This window comes from Pseudomonas sp. LARHCG127, assembly GCF_052871455.1.
The window spans coordinates 297,092-314,108 of the sequence record NZ_JBIXJT010000002.1 but is presented as its reverse complement, the minus strand read 5'-3'; the positions used below and the strand labels follow the sequence as shown (position 1 = coordinate 314,108).

Sequence of the window (17,017 nt, the reverse complement as noted above, 5' to 3'; positions counted from 1 at the left end):
GGCACTGCTGTTCACGTTGAGGCTGTAGATAGACCCCGTGGCGAGGGAGCTTGCTCCCGCTGGGCTGCGTAGCAGCCCCTTTGGTGAGCGCTTCGCACTCAAGCGGGAGCAAGCTCCCTCGCCACGGGATCATCGTTTACTTAAATGAGCAGCGTTGCAGCCAGGGTTGCTCCGGCGATGAGCCTCAGTGTTTGGCCCTTGCTGGGAACAACGCTTTTACTGCCGCATCGATAACGCCCTTGATGCCCTTGCCCTTGGCATCCACTTCGCTGGCGCCTCCGGAGTTCAAGTCCAAACGGCCGCCGGTGTCGATGTTGCCATTGCCACTGGCGTAGATGTTGAAGGCGGTGCCCGAGATGTTGATCTCGCCACTGGCATTGAACTCCAGCACGCTTTTGCCACACACCAGTCGAATCTGCGAGCCCGCTTCCACGAGATATTGGGTGCTGATGCTATCGCTCTTGGTGCCGCCGACGACCAAGGCATCGTTGCGCTGCACGGCCCGCAGTCGGTCTTGGCCAATGCGTACGGTTTCGTTGTGGCCGATGCTTTTATTGCGGTCGTGGCCTACCGAATGGCTCTCATCTACCTCGACCACGATGTCCTGGTTGCGCTCGGCATGGATGTACAACTGCTCGGCGCCTTTCTTGTCTTCCATGCGGATTTCGTTGAAATTCGCCGGCGTGCCGCCCTTGCTCGAACGGCTCTTGGTGCCGCTCTGGGTGGCATTGGCGGGCAGCGCATAGGGCACGGTTTGTTCGGCGTTGTACACGCGACCGGTGACGATGGGCCGGTCGGGGTCGCCTTCAAGGAAGCTCACGATCACTTCCTGACCAATGCGCGGTATCTGCACCGAGCCCCAATTCTTGCCGGCCCATGCCTGCGACACCCGAATCCAGCACGAGCTGTTTTCATTGGATTGGTCGTGACGGTCCCAATAGAAATGCACCTTCACCCGGCCGAACTGATCGGTCCAGATTTCCTCGCCCTTGGGCCCGACCACCAACGCAGTCTGCGGGCCCTTGACGATCGGGCGATGGGTAATCGCCAAGGGACGATAACTTTGCTGGGCATTGATGCAGGTCAGGCTGCTTTCGAATTGTGCTGAAGGCGCGCCGCCCCCGGTCTCGCCGCTTTCCTGGGAGAGGTAGTAGCGAGCGCCGACGATCAGGTATTCGCGGTTCTGGTCCTGGCGGCTGAAGCCGGTGAGGCTGAACAAATGCCCCGAACCCAGGCCCCGGGCGTTGCCCGACAACTCGACTTGCTCGTGCAGGGTCTGCAAGGCCTCGATGCGGGTGCGGGCGTAGTGTTCGCCGTCGGCGCTTTGCACGTAGGTGCCCGGGTAGTCGTACAGAGGATAATCGCCGGCGGTGTGCGGGCGCGGCATGGCCGCACGCACATCAATGTGTGCACTCGGGCGCTGGAAGTCGTAGTCGTTGAGCTCCAACGAACCCGGTTGGACTTCCTGGGCCAGGTGCCAATCATGAATATGATCGCGCTCGCGCTGCTGCTCATTCTTCGGGTAGTAGGGCACCGATGCGTAGCCGGGTGCAGGGGCGTGGGCGCCATAAGCGTCGGCCATCACCAGTACATGACGGCCCTGCTCATGGCGGAAGAAGTAGTAAATGCCTTCCTGTTCCATCAAACGGCTGACGAAATCAAAACTGGTCTCGCGGTACTGGACGCAGTATTCCCACTCGCGATAAGGCCGGCTCAAGGCATCTTCGAAATCCGAAAAGCCCAGGTCGCGGAACACCTGCTTGATAATCTGCGGGATGGTCAGGTTCTGGAAGATCCGGCAATCGGAGGTGCGGGTCAGCAGCCACAGCCACGGGCGCAAGGTGGCCTGGTAGCTGGCGAACTGGCCCTGGTCGACGTTCTGGCTGCAACGGGCGACGATGCCATGGAAGTAGCGCTCGCCACCGCCATCAAGCTGCAGGCTCACGCACATGGGCTTGCCGAGCAATTGGTTGAGGTCGATGGCGTTGTCCAGCGAATGCAACTGCAACTCGTAGTTGAACAGCCGCCCCAGCTCTTCACCGCCGCCCATGTCCTTGAGCAGCAGAACCTCGGGCCCGAGGGGGCTGGTGATCTTGGCCAGGCGGGTGGCTTGGTTAAATAACATCGAATGTTCCGTGCAAATGGTAGTAACTGAAGGAACCCAATACCCACTGTGGGAGCGAGCTTGCTCGCGATAACGGTATGTCAGTCAACATGGATGTTGAATGTGACTGCGCTATCGCGAGCAAGCTCGCTCCCACAGGGTTATGCGGTGTTACTTCGGGTCAGGCCGCGTCGCTGAAATCGTACTTCAGTTCGTTGTCCACGGCACTGATCCGCACGCCGGCCAGGGCCTTGCCTTCGAGCATGCGGGTCAGGAACTCGCGGCTCATGTCCGGCAGCAGGCTGTTGGTCAGGATGGTGTCGATCATGCGCCCGCCGCTTTCGGTTTCGGTGCAACGCGAGACGATCAAATCAATCACCGCATCGTCGTAGTCGAAGGCGACTTTGTGGGTGCTTTCCACGCGCTTCTTGATGCGGTTGAGTTGCAGGCGGGTGATGGCCTTGAGCATCTCATCGCTGAGCGGGTAGTACGGGATCGTCACCAGGCGGCCGAGCAAGGCCGGCGGGAAAATCTCCAGCAGCGGCTGGCGCAACGCCTTGGCGATCTCTTCCGGCTCGGGCACGTTCTGCGGGTCCTTGCAGACCTGGGCGATCAACTCGGTGCCGGCGTTGGTGGTCAGCAGGATCAAGGTGTTCTTGAAGTCGATCACCCGGCCTTCGCCGTCCTCCATCACGCCTTTGTCGAACACCTGGAAGAAGATCTCATGCACGTCCGGGTGGGCTTTTTCCACCTCGTCCAGCAGCACCACGCTGTACGGTTTGCGCCGCACGGCTTCGGTCAGCACACCGCCTTCGCCGTAGCCGATGTAGCCCGGTGGCGCGCCCTTGAGGGTGGACACGGTGTGGGCTTCCTGGAACTCGCTCATGTTGATGGTGATGACGTTCTGCTCACCGCCGTACATGGCTTCGGCCAGGGCCAGGGCGGTTTCGGTCTTGCCCACGCCGGAGGTGCCGGCAAGCATGAACACGCCAATCGGCTTGCTCGGGTTGTCGAGGCCGGCGCGGGAGGTCTGGATGCGCTTGGCGATCATCTGCAAGGCATGGTCCTGGCCGATGATGCGCTTTTTCAGGTGCTGGTCGAGGTTGAGCACGGTTTCCAGTTCGTTGCGGGCCATGCGGCCCACGGGGATACCGGTCCAGTCGGCGACCACCGAGGCCACGGCCTGGTAATCCACGGTCGGCAGGATCAACGGGGTTTCGCCTTGCAGGGCGGTCAGGCGCTGTTGCAGGTCCACCAGTTTCTCGCGCAGTTGGTGGCTTTCGTTGTCAGAAGCTTCGCTGTTGTCTTCGCTGTCCACCACGCCGACGCGTTCGCGCAGGGTCGCGCGGGTTTCCAGCAGTTCGTCCACCAGGGTTTTCTCTTCGGCCCAGCGGCTTTCCAGCTCGGCCAGGCGCTCGCGCTCGGCGCTCAGCAGGCTTTCGCTGTGGGTCTGGCGGGTGCCGATGACCACGCCAATCGCGTGCTCACGGGCGATGATTTGCAGCTCGGTTTCCAGCGCTTCGATGCGCCGCCGGCTGTCGTCCACTTCGGCCGGCACGGCGTGCAGGCTGATGGCGACGCGGGCGCAGGCGGTGTCCAGCAGGCTCACGGATTTGTCCGGCAACTGGCGCGCGGGAATGTAGCGGTGGGACAGCTTGACCGAGGCTTCCAGGGCTTCGTCGAGGATCTGCACCTGGTGGTGTTTTTCCATGGTCGAGGCCACGCCGCGCATCATCAGCAGGGCCTTGTCTTCCGACGGCTCGGCCACTTGCACTACTTGGAAACGGCGGGTCAGGGCCGGGTCTTTTTCGATGTGCTTCTTGTACTCGGCCCAGGTTGTGGCGGCCACGGTGCGCAAGGTGCCGCGGGCCAACGCCGGTTTGAGCAGGTTGGCCGCATCGCCCGTGCCGGCGGCGCCACCGGCACCCACCAGGGTGTGGGCTTCGTCGATGAACAGGATGATCGGCTTGGGCGAGGCCTGGACGTCTTCGATGACCTGGCGCAGGCGCTGTTCGAATTCGCCTTTCATGCTCGCGCCGGCCTGCAACAGGCCCACGTCGAGGCTGCGCAATTCCACGTCCTTGAGGGCCGGTGGCACGTCGCCGGCGACGATGCGCAGGGCGAAGCCTTCGACCACAGCGGTCTTGCCCACGCCGGCTTCGCCGGTGAGGATCGGGTTGTTCTGCCGGCGGCGCATGAGGATGTCCACCAGTTGGCGGATCTCTTCGTCACGGCCGACGATCGGGTCGAGCTTGCCGCTGCGGGCCTGCTCGGTGAGGTCGACGGTGAAGCGCTTGAGGGCTTCCTGCTTGCCCATGGCGGCAGGGGCCATGGCGCCGCTGGCTTCGCCCGGCACGGCGCCGGCATTGAAACCGTCGCTGGCGGTCAGGGCGTTTTCCGGCGAGTCGCCGACGTATTCGTCAAAGCGTTCGCTCAGGGCTTCGACCTTGACCTTGTCGAACTCCGACGACAGGCCAAGCAGCGCGTGGCGCAGGCTTGGTGTCTTGAGGATGCCCAGCACCAGGTAACCGGTGCGCACCTGGCTTTCGCCGAACATCAGGCTGCCATAGACCCAGCCGCGTTCCACGGCTTCTTCCACGTGGGAGGACAAGTCGGTGATCGACGTCGAACCCCGTGGCAAACGATCCAATGCCTCGGTCAGGTCACGGGCCAGGCGCGCCGGCTCGATGTTGAACTGGCGGATGATGCGGTGCAGGTCCGAGTCCTGCAGTTGCAGCAACTGGTGAAACCAGTGGGCCAGTTCCACATAAGGGTTACCGCGCAACTTGCAGAACACGGTGGCGGCTTCGATGGCTTTGTAGGCCACGCTGTTGAGTTTGCCGAACAACGCGGCGCGACTGATTTCACCCATGCTCATGGCTCCTTGAGGTCTGTGAGGTGTTGGCCTGTTCGGCGTAATGCCGGGCCAGTATTAAATCGTTGGCATCTTTTTCAGGACGTCCCAGCCAGGTGTTGAAGCCCAGGCGGAAACGGCCATTGAGTTGTAGTGCGGGCACTTCGGGCTGTTCCAGGACCAGGTTCAGGTCCCAGTCCAACTCGTGGCCCAGGTATTCGGCAACCCAGGCCACCAGCTCGTTGAACGGTTGGCTGCCGGGCAGCATGCCCATGTAGTCAACGAGCTTGAGTGGCCCCAGGCGAATGCGGAATTTGTGCTGGCGATCCCACACGAAGCGGCCCAGGCAGAAGTCCACGCCTAATTGCGCGTTGACACCGACGCGGCTGCGCTCGGGCAGTTCCAGCCATTGGCCGACGTATTCTTCGATCTCCACCGGCAGGCCGAAGTACTCGCTGAGGATCGCCTTCAAACCGTCCGGGTAGCGGGTCTGCGCCGACAGGTGGCCGCTGTAATGCAGCTTCGCCGTGTCGGGAATCAGCCCCTGGTTGAGCAGGCTCGGCATGCCCCGGCCGCTGAGTGCCGCCAGGCGCGCCGACCAATAGTCATCGTCCGGACGGTCATGGCTGACCGTCGGCCGCGCTTCGGCCCAGGCCCGGTAGAACAGGCTGAGCAGGCGATGGTGGAACACATCGAGAAAGCGCTTGCTGGTGCTGTCGCCATTGTTGCGCTGGCGCTCGCGCACGTATTCGGTGATGTGCAACGGCATCGGGCCGTTGGGGCCGCCGAGGCCAAAAAAGAATTGCTCCAGGCGCGCCGGCGTACCGTCGCCGCCCGGTTGCACCGAGGCGAGGGTGGCCGGGGCGAAGGTGCAGTCGGCCTGTTGCCCGAGGCGCAACGGGTCATCGGCCAGGCGCAGGGAATGGCCCAGGCGCGGCAGCTCGGGGGATTCGCACTCGATGCGCCGCAACGCCTGGAAGAAGTCGTATTCCCAGGGTTCCTGGTGCATCGCCTCCAGGGTACTCACAGGGTCGGACGACGTCCGGGCTTGGCTTTCCATCGCATGATCTCGCCGCGTTCGGTGGTACGGATCACCGTCTCGGTAAAACTGTTGATCGACACGTAGCGTGCCAGGAAGCGCTCGAACACCGCACCGAGCAGGAACACCCCGGTGCCGCGAAACGCGTTTTCATCAAATTCCAGGGTGATCTCCAGGCCTCGACCGAACACGATCGGGCCGGGCATCGGCAAGCGCCGGGTGCAGGCCTTGCTGCTGACTTCCCGCAGGCCTTCGATCTGCAATTGCAAGGCCGCGTCGTTGCTGTCGCCGTACAGGCGCAGCAGTTCGCGCAGGGCGGCGGCGCCTTGGCCTTGTTCGCTCAACGACAAGTAGTTCAGCGACAACTGGCTGATCAACCGCCAGGCCTTGGCATCGTGGGCATGGCTGGCCCGGGGTCGACTGGGTCCGGCCACGCAGCGCACGGCGCCCACCGGGGCACTGTCGGCCAGGGTGAAATCGGTCTTGCCGTTGCCCACGCTCATGAACAGCGGCAGGTCGCGGTTGGTGCACAGCGCGGTCACGCCGAGTTGGCGCAGGTCGTGGCGGTAGGGCGCTTGCTGGCTGTCCACCAGGCTGACGAAGGTTTCGCTGCCGATGTAGGTCGAGCGCGGGCCGTTGCGTCGTTGGTCGCTGGACAGCACGCGCGGTTCGCGCCGCACGGTGTAGTAGGCCAGGTCGCGGCCATAACGGGACGGATCGCGCACGGCGTAGAACGGCAGGAACGGTTGCTCCGGCCCGGTGCCGTGGCCAGTGAGGCCACTCAGGGAATGCACTTCGAAATCCATCGGCCGGGTGCGGTCGGCGATCACGTGGTGTTCGTTGACCCGTTCCGACAGGTGGATGCGATCCAGGCGCTTGGGAAACAGGTTGATGGCCGGGGTGCAGAACGGTAGGAACTGCGAAGCACCCACGCTGCCTTCCAGGCTCGGATCGTGACGGTCGAACAACACGATCAGCTCCAGTTCCTGGCCGTCGCAGCGCTTGACCGCACGGCCCAACTGAGTGAAGTCGACAAACAGGAAGCGGTGGGGCAGGGCGAAGTATTCCTGCAACAGGCGATAGCCCTGGAAGGCCCGCGACACCACCGGCAACGCGGCATCGGCGTCGTCGAAACCACGCGAGCGCAACGCATCCTGGGGCAGCCGCTCCACCCAGTCGCCGCCGGGCTTGCGGGCGAACACCGCGCAGGCATTGCCCAGCAGTTGTTCGTAGAGGCGGAAAGGCTGCTCATCGGCGCCGCTCAAGTACAGCGGCAGGTTGTCCAGGGCCAGGCTGTTGAACGGCAGTTCGGCGCCGGTGCGCAGGGTCAGGCGCAGGCCGGCCTTGGCTTTCGGCTCACTGGCGGCCAGGCGCCCGAGCACGGCGGACGGGTTGCCGAAGTATTCGGCCTGGCTGACCTGCAACGGCCACAACGTCACCGCGTGGGCGGTGCGGTACTCGCAGCAGGTCTGGGTTTCGCGACCCAGGGCGGCGCGCAGGACGGTGTCGCGGGGCAGCGGGAAACCACTGCTCAGCGAGCCTTCGTCCGGGTCGGCCTGCATTTGCACCACGGTCATCGACGGCGTCGGCGCCAAGTAATGCGGGTAGGCGATTTCCAGCAGGTTGTGGGTGAAGGTCGGGTACTCGGCATCGAGCTTGAGCTGAACCCGGGCCGTCAGGTAGGCGAAGCCTTCGAGCAGGCGCTCGACATACGGGTCGGCGCAGTCCATGCCGGCCAAGGTCAGCCGACTGGCGATCTTAGGGTATTCCTTCGCGAACTCCGCCGCGCTTTCGCGCACATGGTGCAGTTCCTGGTTGTACAGCTCCAACAGGCGCGGGTTCATGGGCGTCTCCGCTGGTCGGCGTTGACCACGCGCACATGGCCGGTTTCCAGGTCCAGATCAGTTTGCAGCATCAGCCGCAGCGGCACCGGCTGGGCCCAGAGGTCGCCTTCGATCTCGAAACTCAGCGCGTTGTGGTTCATCTCGGCCGTCGCCCGGGCCCGCACCCGCAGGGTGTGGCGCAGGATGCGCGGTTCGAAGGTGGCAATGGCCTGGTGGATCAAGGTTTCCAGGGCCGAGACATCGACGTTCGACGCGCTGTTGCCGGCCAGCGCCGGCAACCCGAAATTCACCACCGAAGTGCCTGCCGGGGTGTGCAGCGTGGCATCGGCGTCGAGCAATGAGGTGGTGTTGAGCAGCCACGCCAGGTCACGCAGCACCGAGGCCTTCAATTGGGTCAGGGAGAGCACGCGCTTGTCGGCGCTTTCCTTGGGGTTGGTCGGATCGTCGTCGGTCAACCGGTCCAGCAGGGACGGTTGCAGGCGATCGCGAGTGGCAATTTCGGTTACCACCGAAAGAGCGCCGTATACATTTTTTGATCCCATTGGCCAGGGCCGCAGGAGGCGAACTGACTCACATCCGAGACTTCCAGTGTCTCCTTGATCAGGCGTACTGCTTGAATTTTGGTCAAGCAATCGCGGCTGGGAGCGGGCATGTGTTCGCTGCGTTCGACCAAGAAAATCGGCACTTGGTTGAACGTCTCCACACGCAGTTGCTTGTCCGGACCCAGGCTGAACTGGCAAGGCCATTCCATATCGAGCGTCTGGTGGCTTTGGTCAGGTTTAACGAGCGTACAGCGACCTTGAACGTCAGTCAGGCTCACCGGATGCCCGACGAAGACTGCTTGAATTGGGGCTGGCGCAGTGGCTGTTTCCTGCCCGGCGCACGCGCTTAGACTGACGAGGCTTGCCGCCAGCGCCGCAAGAAACAAAGGGCTGTGCATCACGAAAGCTCCCAGAACCAGATGGCCTTGGATCTTGAGAACAGATCACCGCTCTTGGTCAGGCCACGGTTCCACAGGTCGATGTGATCACCCGTAGGTCGGCCGGCAGTGTCGCTGTTCTGTTGGTAGCAGTCTTTGAAGAAGATGATTCCAGTCTTGCCCATCAGCGTTGTGCGATCTGCCACGCTGGTGGTGTAGACCTTCGGCGCGCCGAGGCGGTTCTTCTTCCATAGCCAGTTGGCCAATGACTCCGCGCCGCGGGCATGTCCATGGGCGCATTTGGGATCCAGCGTATAAGTCGAAGTATTGACCGGTAAGGTCTTTTCCCCGCACAAGGCGATGCTCATACGAATAGCGCACTGGTTGATATAGGGACCGTCACAAGCCGGAGTGGCGGACGGGTAGGGCGGATAGCTGTTCCACAAATTGACAAACGAAGGCTTGGCCATGACTCAGATACCACGTGGGAAAGGGTTGGATTCGAGCAAGCACCAAATACCCCCGGCGCGTGGCACCGGGGGCGTGTTCGATTACACCTTGATGTTCTGACGGATGTTCCAGCCGAACTTGACCGGACCGCCTTCCTTGGTGCCGTCGGCTTTCTGTGGCTGGTAGTCCACCAGCACCTTGGCGAAGTTCAGGGTGACGTTTTCGGTCAGGCGATCATCGCTGCCCGAGCCGCCAGTGCTCAGGGACGTGACCAGCACTTCTTCCAGGTTGATGATCATGTACTCGACCTGGCTTTCACCGCCGGCCTTGCGCACGGTCAGCTTGACCTTGTCGATGTGCTTGCCGCTGGCGCAGTGCATCATCAGGTTCGGCGACGCCTTGTCGACGAACTTGGTCAGGGACAGGTCCTGGACGTTGACCTTGCCCGCACCGCCGCCGCTGCCCACGTGCATGTTGCCGGACTGGGACATGCCCCAGCTCCAGTTCAGGACATCGATCTCGTCCTTGTGGGCCTTGTCCATGGACTCGCCCTTGATGTCGCCAATCTTGATGAAAATATCAACAGCCATGTTTTCTCCCTGTGTGGTCTTTACCACATTGTTTGGTTGACGCTGACCTTGCGAAATTACTGCTGTTGAACGTTACGCAGGCGATCTCCAATCCACTGAAGATCCCCTGTGGGAGCGAGCTTGCTCGCGATAGCGGAGTGTCAGGCATGCTCATGACAACTGATCCACCGCCATCGCGAGCAAGCTCGCTCCCACATTGGCCCTTGTACCGCTCAGTAAAGCTTTACGCGCCCTTGGCCGAAGGCAGTTTCGATACCAGGCGCAGCGACACGGTCAGCCCTTCGAGCTGGTAGTGCGGGCGCAGGTAGAACTTGGAGTTGTAGTACCCCGGGTTGCCTTCGACTTCTTCGACGATCACTTCAGCAGCAGCCAGTGGATGCTGGGCCTTGGTGGTCTCGGTGGAGTGCGCCGGGTCACCGTCGACGTAGTTGAGGATCCAGTCCTGCAACCAGCGCTGCATCTCGTCCTTCTCTTTGAAGGAACCGATCTTGTCGCGCACGATGCACTTGAGGTAATGGGCGAAACGGCAGGTGGCGAACAGGTACGGCAGGCGCGCGGCCAGGTTGGCGTTGGCGGTGGCGTCCGGGTCGTCATATTCGGCCGGTTTCTGCAGCGACTGGGCGCCGATGAAGGCCGCGAAGTCGGTGTTTTTCTTGTGCAGCAGCGGCATGAAACCGTTCTTCGCCAGTTCCGCTTCACGGCGGTCCGAGATGGCGATTTCGGTCGGGCACTTCATGTCCACGCCACCGTCGTCGGTCGGGAAGGTGTGGGCTGGCAGGTTTTCCACTTCGCCGCCGGACTCCACGCCACGGATGCGCGAGCACCAGCCGAAGTGTTTGAACGAACGGTTGATGTTCACGGCCATCGCGTAGGCGGCGTTGGCCCAGGTGTACTTGGAGCTGTCGGCGCCGTCGGTGTTTTCTTCGAAGGCGAAGGCTTCCACCGGGTCGGTCTTGGCGCCGTACGGCAGGCGCGCCAGGAAGCGCGGCATGGTCAGGCCGATGTAGCGCGAGTCTTCCGATTCACGCAGCGAGCGCCAGCCGGCGTATTCCGGAGTGGTGAAGATCTTGGTCAGGTCGCGCGGGTTCGACAGTTCCTGCCACGAGCCCATGCCCATCACGGTCGGCGAAGCCGCAGCGATGAATGGGGAGTGCATGGCCGCGCAGACTTTCGACAGTTCGCCCAGCAGTTCCACGTCTGGTGGCGACTGGTCGAAGTAGTAGTCACCCACCAGGCAGCCGTAAGGTTCGCCGCCGAACTGGCCGTATTCTTCTTCGTACATCTTCTTGAAGAGCGGGCTCTGGTCCCACGCGGTGCCCTTGAATTTCTTCAGGGTCTTGTGCAGGTCGGTCTTGGAGATGTTGAGCACGCGGATCTTGAGCTGCTCATCGGTCTCGGTGTTGTTGACCAGGTAGTGCAGGCCACGCCAGGCGCTTTCCAGTTGCTGGAAGTCCGGGTGATGGATGACCTGGTTGACCTGGGCGGTGAGCTTGGCGTCGATGGCGGCGATGATCGATTCGATCGACTTGATGGCGTCGTTGGACACCAGGTCGGTCTGCGCCAGGGCCTGCTCGGCCAGGGTGCGCACGGCCGTTTCAACGGCTTCGCGGGCACGCTCGGTCTTGGGCTTGAATTCTTGCAGCAGCAGGGACGCAAACTCGCTGGTTTCTTGGGTGGCGCCCAGGTTCTGCACGCCTTCGCGGGCGGTATTGTCAGTCATGATCATTGGTCCTGTGCTGGCTTCGGCGCGCTCGCCAGGGCCTGCAACAGCGCTGGGTCCTTGATCGCCTTCATGATGATTTCTTCGGCACCGGTCTTGCCGTCCATGTAGGTCAGCAGGTTGGCCAATTGGGTGCGCGCTTCGAGCAGCTTGTTCAGCGAGTCGACCTTGCGGGCGACGGCCGCCGGGCTGAAGTCGTCCATGCTTTCGAACGTCAGGTCCAGGCTCAGGTTGCCTTCGCCGGTCAGTTCGTTAGGCACATGGAACGCCACGCGCGGCTGCATGGCCTTGAGGCGCGAGTCGAAGTTGTCGACGTCGATCTCGAGGAACTTGCGGTCGGCCACCGGTGCCAGAGGCTCGGCGGGCTTGCCGGCGAGGTCGGCCATGACGCCCATGACGAAGGGCAACTGGACCTTTTTCTCGGCGCCGTAGAGCTCGACGTCGTACTCGATCTGCACTCGAGGCGCGCGGTTGCGCGCGATGAATTTCTGAGAACTTTGCTTCGCCACGTTGCTGCTCCTGGTCGCTTGAGCGACGGTGTTGGCGTCATCGGGGGTGCCGGTGACGTGACTGCGTGATCCGCTCGCTTTTTATTCGCTGTCTGGGCCGCGCAGGTTTTCAAATTGACTCATGCCGTCGGGAATCAGGTTGCGCACGATGGCCGCGAAGTCGGCGTGCACCAGATTCTTGGCCCGGTTCAACAGCACCGGCAGCGGGCTGGAGGGCTCATGACGGGTGTAGTAAGCGAGAATCCGGTCCAGGCTGCGCAGCACGTCGTCGCGGTTGTTGATGTCGCCGCTGATGGTGCTGGTATTACGCTGTGCGCTTGTGACACTTGCATGTTCGGTGGGCGCTGCGCTGTCGTCGCTGACGGGCTCGGCCTGGGCGCTGTCGCCGCTCTGCGGGGCGAACTGACCGAGAATCTGCAGGGCCATTTTCAACGGTTGCTTCAACGGGCCCAGGTCCACGCCTTGGGCGGAACCGACCTGGTCGCTGACCTGCTGCTCGATGGCTTCGGCGGCGCTGCGCGCTTCCAGCAGGGCGGCACGGGTGATCTCCAACTGTTCGGGATCGCTGTCGAGCAGGGCCCCGGCGAGCTGTTCGGCGCCGAGGTTTTCATCCGGGAAACTTTGCAGGCCGCTGGCATTGGCGGCGGCGCGCAGGCTGACGGCACCGAAGGTGCGCGAACGGGTCAGGATGCTTTCGCGCAGCAGGCGGATGGTGACATCGGACGTCAGGCCGGCGAGGGCATTGATGCGCACGGTGGGGTCGTTGTCGTCATCGGCGTCCAGGCGCGGATGCAGTTCGGCCCAGTATTGCTTGAGCAGCTCGCTGATCAGCGTCAGCACACGGGCCATGCCCGGCAGGCCTTCGAGGGCCAGTGAGCTTTGCATCAGGTAATGGGTGATGCGCAGGTCTTTGCTGCGCGCAAGCAAGTCCAGGCTCTGCTGCTGGATGCTGCGCCATTCAGGCGGTTCGGCAGGCAGGATCGAGTCGCCCATGCTGCGCTCGGGTTGGCCTCGGGAGTCGCGCTCCAGGCGCAGGAAATCCGCGTCATATTCCAGGTCTTCACCGCACGGCGAAGTCGCGGAAACGGCGGCGAGCAGCAAAGGCACATCCACTTGGATCGATCTCCCTATCACCCGCTTGAAGAAGTCGGGCAGTTCACACGCAAGTTTCGGATGAAACTCCACATGTTCCTTGAAGGTAATGGCCCTTTAGATCTGCGATGATTTTAAAGTGCCATCATGTATATTCAAGAAGTTGTGCATTTTTGGTGTAGTACTTATCGCTTGTCAAGGTAAGCTATTTCGCCTGTGTATGCCCTATGTAACAGTTGTGATGCGCTTAACAGCCTGCCCGACCCACCGGTCGAAGCGGCAACTGACGTGGGGTTTTTGTCACGCAAGCCGGTTATGATCAGCAATCATGCTGGCAAAAAGCCGTTCCCACGGTTGTTGGCAAGGTTGCCGGCGGGTCGTCAGGGCCTCAAACCCTCACTCCCGCCCGCGCGCGAAGTATTCAGCAAGGAGGCAAGATGCCGCTGTGTTTGACTATCACTAGTTATCACAAAATTACCCCAGGCCAGTGTTCTGAAAAGTCCATGGACCAGGGGGTGATGGCAATTGGCCGCAATTCCGATAATGACTGGGTATTACCGGACCCCGAGCGTCTGGTTTCCGGTAAACATTGCGTTATCCAATACAAAGACGGGCGTTATTACTTGACCGATAACAGCACCAATGGTGTGGAATTGGTCAAGGCCGGCGTGCGCCTGCGCAAGGGCAACAGCGAACCCCTGCAAGACGGCGAAGTGATCCGCATCGGTGATTATGAAATCCAGGCCCGCGTGGATTTCAGCCTGCCGGTTACCGACAGCAACCCGTTCGCCGAGTCCCCCAGCAGTTTCGAGGCCTTGATGGGGCAACAGAGCGCGCCGGTGTATTCGCCGTCGCCGATTTCCGGACCATCGCCGGTCCAGGTGCCTGCGCATTTCCAGGGTGTGTCGGCCATGGACACCCTGCCGGACCTGTTCGATTTCTTGGCCCCGAGCAGCGTCCCGCCGGCCACCCAGCCTGACCATGTCCCGGCCGAGCAACACAATTTCCGCCCGCCGACGCCGATTGCCCAGCCGAGCCCGCCGCCGGTGATAGCGCCGTCCGCCTCGGTGATTCCGGACGACTGGGACCCGTTCAGCGACAAGCCTGCGCCGGTGGCGGTTGCGCCGCTGCCCGTGGCCCCGCTGCCCGTGGCCCCGCCGCCGGTGCCGTTACCGCCGGTGGTCGAACCAGTCGCGACGCCTGTTGCGCAGCCGCCGCTCGCCGACATCTTTGCTGAAATCATTACACCGCCGCCGGCCCCCGTGCCTGAAGCGTCGGTCACCCGCGTCGAGCCTCCGGTCGCACCGCCAGTTGCGCCAGTTGCTCCGGTTACCCCGGTTGCTCCAGTGACTCCGACTGCTCCGGCCGAGTCTGCCCAGCCCGACTTGCTGCAAGCCTTCCTGCGCGGTGCCGGGCTGGACCAGTTGCGCCTGGACAAGGCCAACGCCGAAGCGCAGATGGAAAACATCGGGCGCAGTTATCGCTTGATGGTCGAAGGCCTGATCGATGTCCTGCGCGCCCGCAGCAGCCTCAAGGGTGAATTCCGTATCCAGCAGACGATGATCCAGCCGGTGGAAAACAACCCGCTGAAGTTCGCCCCCAATGTCGATGAAGCCCTGTTGTTGCTGTTGCGCCACGGCAACCAGGCGTTCATGGCCCCGGACGCGGCGGTGCGCGACAGTTTCGATGACTTGCGCGCCCACCAGCTGGCGGTGATGGCCGGTGTTGAGGCGGCCATCAAGCATTTGCTGGGGCGCTTCGAGCCGTCGCAACTGGAAGAGCGCATGGCCAAGCCCGGCGGCCTGTCGGGTATTTTCAGCGGCTCGCGACAGGCCCAGTACTGGCAGCAGTTCACCGAGCTCTACAGCAACATTTCCCGGGAAGCCCAGGAGGATTTCCAGGACCTGTTCGGTCGTGAGTTCAGTCGCGCCTACGAAGAACACAGCACGCGACAGCGACGCCGTTGAGCGGCGTCGCCTAATAACAATACTGATAAGCCCACAACGGATAGCTCAAACGTCATTGAGGACGCAGGATGATTCCCAGGTTTTTACTCGCAGTCGCCACCGCGCTTCTGCTGACGGCGTGCGCCAAGGATGCGGCCAACCCCCAGCCCGAAGAAGCTGAGGCCGACACCGCCGCCATCGAGCTGCATTTCCATGCCATTGCCGGCCTCAACCCCGGCGCCACCGGCCAACCGGCCCCGGTCCGGGTGCGCATTTTCGAACTGAAAAATGCCGCGACCTTCGGCCGCTCCGATTATTTCGCCCTGGCCGAACGGGCCCAGGCCACGCTGGGCGCCGACCTGATCGACCAGGACGAGGTGCTGATCCAGCCCGGCCAGCAATTGAGCCTGCAACGCGACCTCGACCCGGCCACGCGGCACATTGGAATACTGGTGGGCTATCGCGAGCTGGACCAGTCGCTGTGGCGCACGGTGATGAATGTCCCGGCGCGCGAATACACCGAATACCAGATCAGCCTCGATGTGCGCGCCGTGCGCAGCGCCGTCGTCGTTCCCCCATCCAGCCCTGCCCAATAAGCAATCGGAGCCCCCATGTCCTGGAACAATCGCGTGGTCTGGTCGGAAGGCATGTTCATTGGAACGCAGCACTTCCAACAGCATGACCGTTACCTGGAAAACCTCATCGACGCCCGCAGCCGCCCGTTGTCGGCCGGCGCCTGGGGTTTTTCCGAATTGCTGATCGACCAGGGCCTGCTGGCCCAGGGCAAGCTGGCGATCATTTCGGCGCGGGGCCTGTTGCCGGACGGTACGCCGTTCAATATTCCCCAGGATGACCTGGCGCCAACCCCGCTGAACGTCGATGACAACCTGCGCGATGGCCTGGTGTACCTGGCCTTGCCACTCAAGCGTGCCGGTGCCCGCGACACCGTGGATGAAGGCGAAGACCTCGGCGCTGCGCGGTATGTGAGCCAGGTCTGCGAAGTGCGCGACGACAACGCACCGTTCGAAAACCGCGCGCCGGTGGCCCTCGGCTCCCGGGCGCTGCGGTTGTTGACCGAACAGGATGGCATCGGCGACTACGCCGCCATCGGCGTGGTGCGCATCAAGGAAAAACGCGCCGACCGTGCGCTGGTGCTCGACGACAACTACATCCCGCCGCTGCTGGACGTCATCGCCTCGAAACCGCTGGCGGCATTCCGCAGCGAACTGCTGGGCCTGTTGCACCAGCGTGGCGAAGCCCTGGCCGGGCGGGTGGTGGCGTCGGGTGCCGGTGGCGCCTCGGAAATTGCCGACTTCATGCTGTTGCAACTGGTCAACCGCGCCCAGCCGCTGATCCAGCACCTGAGCCAGTTGAGCCCGCTGCACCCCGAGCGTTTCTACAGCGAACTGGTGAGCCTGGCCGGGGAGTTCTCCACGTTCACCGCCTCCGGGCGACGACCGCAACAGTACCCGCCTTACCAGCACGATGACCTGGCGCTCAGCTACGCGCCAGTGATGCAGGCCCTGCGCGAAGCCCTGTCGATGCTGATCGACAGCAAGGCGACGCCGATTCCGATTGTCGAAAAAGCCTACGGCATCCACGTGGCGATGCTGGCCGACAAGACCCTGCTCGACAGCGCCAGCTTCATCCTGGTGGTACGCGCCGACGTGCCGGCCGAAACCCTGCGCAGCCGCTTCGGCCAGCAGAGCAAGGTCGGGTCGGTGGAGCACATCCGCGACCTGGTCAATCTGCAATTGCCGGGCATCGGCCTGTTGCCGTTGCCGGTGGCGCCACGGCAGTTGCCGTACCACGCCGGTTCCACCTACTACGAACTCGACCGGGGCAGTGACCACTGGCAGCAGTTGAGCAACTCCGGCGGCTTTGCGTTCCACATCGCCGGCCAGTTCCCAGGGCTGAACCTGGCGTTCTGGGCGATCCGAGGATAAACCG

At 62.7% G+C, this 17,017-nt stretch carries 14 protein-coding genes; 3 read left to right on the top strand and 11 right to left on the bottom strand.

Annotation, left to right across the window (positions count from 1 at the left end; all coding sequences use genetic code 11):
• Positions 1-184 precede the first annotated feature (184 nt).
• The 11 genes from ACIPQ1_RS04860 to tssA all read right to left on the bottom strand — a co-directional run bounded on the left by ACIPQ1_RS04860 (position 185) and on the right by tssA (position 13,142).
• Positions 185-2,125, bottom strand: coding sequence for a type VI secretion system Vgr family protein (locus tag ACIPQ1_RS04860; RefSeq protein ID WP_411385970.1), 1,941 nt, complete (start codon positions 2,123-2,125; stop codon positions 185-187).
• A 160-nt stretch (positions 2,126-2,285) separates the two neighbouring features.
• Positions 2,286-4,976 (bottom strand): type VI secretion system ATPase TssH, encoded by a 2,691-nt coding sequence (gene tssH, locus ACIPQ1_RS04855; protein WP_186729959.1) that lies wholly within the window; start codon positions 4,974-4,976, stop codon positions 2,286-2,288.
• Positions 4,969-6,018, bottom strand: a complete 1,050-nt coding sequence (gene tssG / locus ACIPQ1_RS04850) for a type VI secretion system baseplate subunit TssG (RefSeq protein WP_198796199.1) — start codon at positions 6,016-6,018, stop codon at positions 4,969-4,971. The genes tssH and tssG overlap by 8 nt, the downstream gene beginning before the upstream one ends.
• The gene (gene tssF, locus ACIPQ1_RS04845) at positions 5,982-7,841 is read right to left on the bottom strand and encodes a type VI secretion system baseplate subunit TssF (RefSeq protein WP_250962943.1); all 1,860 of its coding nucleotides are present in this window, start codon (positions 7,839-7,841) and stop codon (positions 5,982-5,984) included. Before tssF ends, tssG begins: the two co-directional genes overlap by 37 nt.
• Positions 7,838-8,350: a type VI secretion system baseplate subunit TssE gene (gene tssE, locus ACIPQ1_RS04840; protein ID WP_039593609.1), complete on the bottom strand. Its 513-nt coding sequence runs from the start codon at positions 8,348-8,350 to the stop codon at positions 7,838-7,840. Before tssE ends, tssF begins: the two co-directional genes overlap by 4 nt.
• Positions 8,344-8,781, bottom strand: coding sequence for a hypothetical protein (locus tag ACIPQ1_RS04835; protein ID WP_446533672.1), 438 nt, complete (start codon positions 8,779-8,781; stop codon positions 8,344-8,346). The genes tssE and ACIPQ1_RS04835 overlap by 7 nt, the downstream gene beginning before the upstream one ends.
• The gene (locus tag ACIPQ1_RS04830; protein WP_207966139.1) at positions 8,781-9,230 is read right to left on the bottom strand and encodes a type VI secretion system amidase effector protein Tae4; all 450 of its coding nucleotides are present in this window, start codon (positions 9,228-9,230) and stop codon (positions 8,781-8,783) included. The genes ACIPQ1_RS04835 and ACIPQ1_RS04830 overlap by 1 nt, the downstream gene beginning before the upstream one ends.
• Positions 9,231-9,311: 81 nt before the next feature.
• Entirely contained in the window at positions 9,312-9,800 is a 489-nt protein-coding gene (locus ACIPQ1_RS04825; protein WP_250962946.1) for an Hcp family type VI secretion system effector, read from the bottom strand.
• A 223-nt stretch (positions 9,801-10,023) separates the two neighbouring features.
• Positions 10,024-11,520, bottom strand: a complete 1,497-nt coding sequence (tssC, locus tag ACIPQ1_RS04820) for a type VI secretion system contractile sheath large subunit (protein WP_122567584.1) — start codon at positions 11,518-11,520, stop codon at positions 10,024-10,026.
• A gap of 2 nt (positions 11,521-11,522) precedes the next feature.
• Positions 11,523-12,029 carry a type VI secretion system contractile sheath small subunit gene (gene tssB / locus ACIPQ1_RS04815; RefSeq protein WP_003177230.1) on the bottom strand — a complete coding sequence of 169 codons (507 nt, stop codon included), beginning with the start codon at positions 12,027-12,029 and terminating at the stop codon, positions 11,523-11,525.
• Between the two features lie 81 nt (positions 12,030-12,110).
• Entirely contained in the window at positions 12,111-13,142 is a 1,032-nt protein-coding gene (gene tssA / locus ACIPQ1_RS04810) for a type VI secretion system protein TssA (protein WP_250962948.1), read from the bottom strand.
• Between the two features lie 416 nt (positions 13,143-13,558).
• Between tssA and tagH the strand changes: the two genes are divergently transcribed.
• The 3 genes from tagH (at position 13,559) to tssK (ending at position 17,013) form a co-directional block, all read left to right on the top strand.
• Entirely contained in the window at positions 13,559-15,088 is a 1,530-nt protein-coding gene (gene tagH, locus ACIPQ1_RS04805; RefSeq protein ID WP_446533671.1) for a type VI secretion system-associated FHA domain protein TagH, read from the top strand.
• Positions 15,089-15,156: 68 nt separating this feature from the next.
• Positions 15,157-15,663 (top strand): type VI secretion system lipoprotein TssJ, encoded by a 507-nt coding sequence (tssJ, locus tag ACIPQ1_RS04800; RefSeq protein WP_060740022.1) that lies wholly within the window; start codon positions 15,157-15,159, stop codon positions 15,661-15,663.
• 15 nt (positions 15,664-15,678) lie between these two features.
• Entirely contained in the window at positions 15,679-17,013 is a 1,335-nt protein-coding gene (gene tssK, locus ACIPQ1_RS04795; RefSeq protein ID WP_411385966.1) for a type VI secretion system baseplate subunit TssK, read from the top strand.
• Positions 17,014-17,017 lie beyond the last annotated feature (4 nt).